Annotated in this window: 2 protein-coding genes; both read left to right on the plus strand. The window is 41.9% G+C overall.

Annotated elements, in window-relative coordinates:
• Positions 1 to 324: 324 nt before the first annotated feature.
• Positions 325 to 759, plus strand: a complete 435-nt coding sequence (locus tag T525_RS0113740; protein ID WP_027407641.1) for a Nif11 family protein — start codon at positions 325 to 327, stop codon at positions 757 to 759.
• 168 nt (positions 760 to 927) lie between these two features.
• Complete coding sequence (locus tag T525_RS0113745; protein ID WP_027407642.1) at positions 928 to 1,371, plus strand: Nif11 family protein; 444 nt, start codon at positions 928 to 930, stop codon at positions 1,369 to 1,371.
• The last annotated feature ends 262 nt before the right edge of the window (positions 1,372 to 1,633 follow it).

Genomic DNA, 1,633 nt, shown 5'->3' on the forward strand with positions numbered 1-1,633 from the left:
ATGGCTGAGGCGAAATGGTTGAGTTTGGCAATATCAATGCCTACATAAATCATGAGGTTGAACCTCCCTTTCTAAAGTCTGATACCGTGATATCCACCAGCGATTATCATCGTAGACTTGATGGAAATAAGTACTCGGACAGCTCCGGCAACATCCAGCTATAAACAATTCAGATAAAGGTAGTGGCAATACACTCCTTAGAGTAGTCAAAGCTACAGGAAAACAATCAAAAGTCCACAGTATCTGAATGTATTGAACCACGATATTAAAAAGAAAGGAAAGTATGTGTTTTAGCTTCTAAAAACATCATACAAGGAATACATCATGGCAAAGGAAAATGTAGGAAAGTTTTATGATAAGTTGGCCCAGGACGCAGCTTTGGCTGAAAAGCTCAATGCTCTTGATAAAGATTTCGCTGAGAAGAACGTGACTTCTTCAAATGATGCAGCTATGCGCGAAAAGGCAGCGGAGGCTATCGTTCTTCCACTGGCTGAGGAAGTTGGTCTGCCATTTACCCTTGAGGAATTAAAGGAATACGAGCAGGACCAGATGAAGACCATGACTCTTTCCGAGGATGAGCTGGATCAGGTAGCTGGAGGTAAGTTTAAGTTACGAAATAATCCTCCTAGGTGCAAAGCAGCATGCGCCATTGTGGGAGTTGGTATCGGCGTAGTTAAAGATAAGAAGCGTAAGAATACAGCTGCTTGCATCTTATTAGGTTTTTCTAACGGCCGTGTTTGCGACAAGAGAGATGCCTAAATAACGAGCTTTAGTCTACGAGAGCAGTTCCTTATGAGCTGCTCTTTTGTTTTGCAGGAAATCCAAATTTTTTGCAGAAAAATAAAAAAGAGATAACACTTTTATCCCCTCATGGATATAAAGGACAAGAGTAAACAACAATATTTAAATACTAAGGAGGAATACATTATGGCAAAGGAAAATGTAGGAAAGTTTTATGATAAGCTGGCCCAGGATGCAGCTTTGGCTGAAAAGCTCAATGCTCTGGATAAGGATTTTGCTGAGAAGAATGAGGGCTCTGCAGATGATATTGCTTTTCGTGAAAAGGCAGTAGCAGCTATCGTTATTCCACTGGCTGAGGAAGTCGGTCTGCCATTTACCCTTGAGGAATTGAAGGAATATGAGCAGGAGCAACTGAAGGAAATGAATCTTTCCGAGGACGAGCTTGATCAGGTGGCAGGGGGAAGGGGTAAACCGCGACCTGAAGACAAAGGTAAACCTTCGTACAAAGCAGCATGTGCCATCGTGGGGGTTGGTATCGGCGTAGTTAAAGATAAGAAGCGTAAGAATACAGCTGCCTGCTTCTTATTAGGTTTTTCTAACGGCCGTGTTTGCGACTCGAGAACAGCCTAAATAACGAGCTTTAGTCTACGAGAGCAGTTCATTACGAGCTGCTCTTTTATTGTGCCATTAGGTATATTTTTGAATATAGAAAACCCCTGACTTTTATATTAGCCAGGGGATATATTTATATCTTCTTTTTTTATGCAGCCTTCTTTGGTCCCTGTGGATCCTGCTGTGGAGTATCCTTCTTAGGACTCGTGATATCCTTTACTATATCAATAATATCGCGGATGATCTGGAAAGGCTTACGACGTGGGCCATGAATGCGAAT

Source organism: Anaerovibrio sp. RM50 (assembly GCF_000622005.1).
Classification (GTDB): domain Bacteria; phylum Bacillota; class Negativicutes; order Selenomonadales; family Selenomonadaceae; genus Anaerovibrio.

Bases quoted from the DNA above. Each gene is read 5' to 3' on its own strand.
- T525_RS0113740 (WP_027407641.1), top strand. From the start codon at position 325: ATGGCAAAGGAAAATGTAGGAAAGTTTTATGATAAGTTGGCCCAGGAC.
- T525_RS0113745 (WP_027407642.1), top strand. From the start codon at position 928: ATGGCAAAGGAAAATGTAGGAAAGTTTTATGATAAGCTGGCCCAGGAT.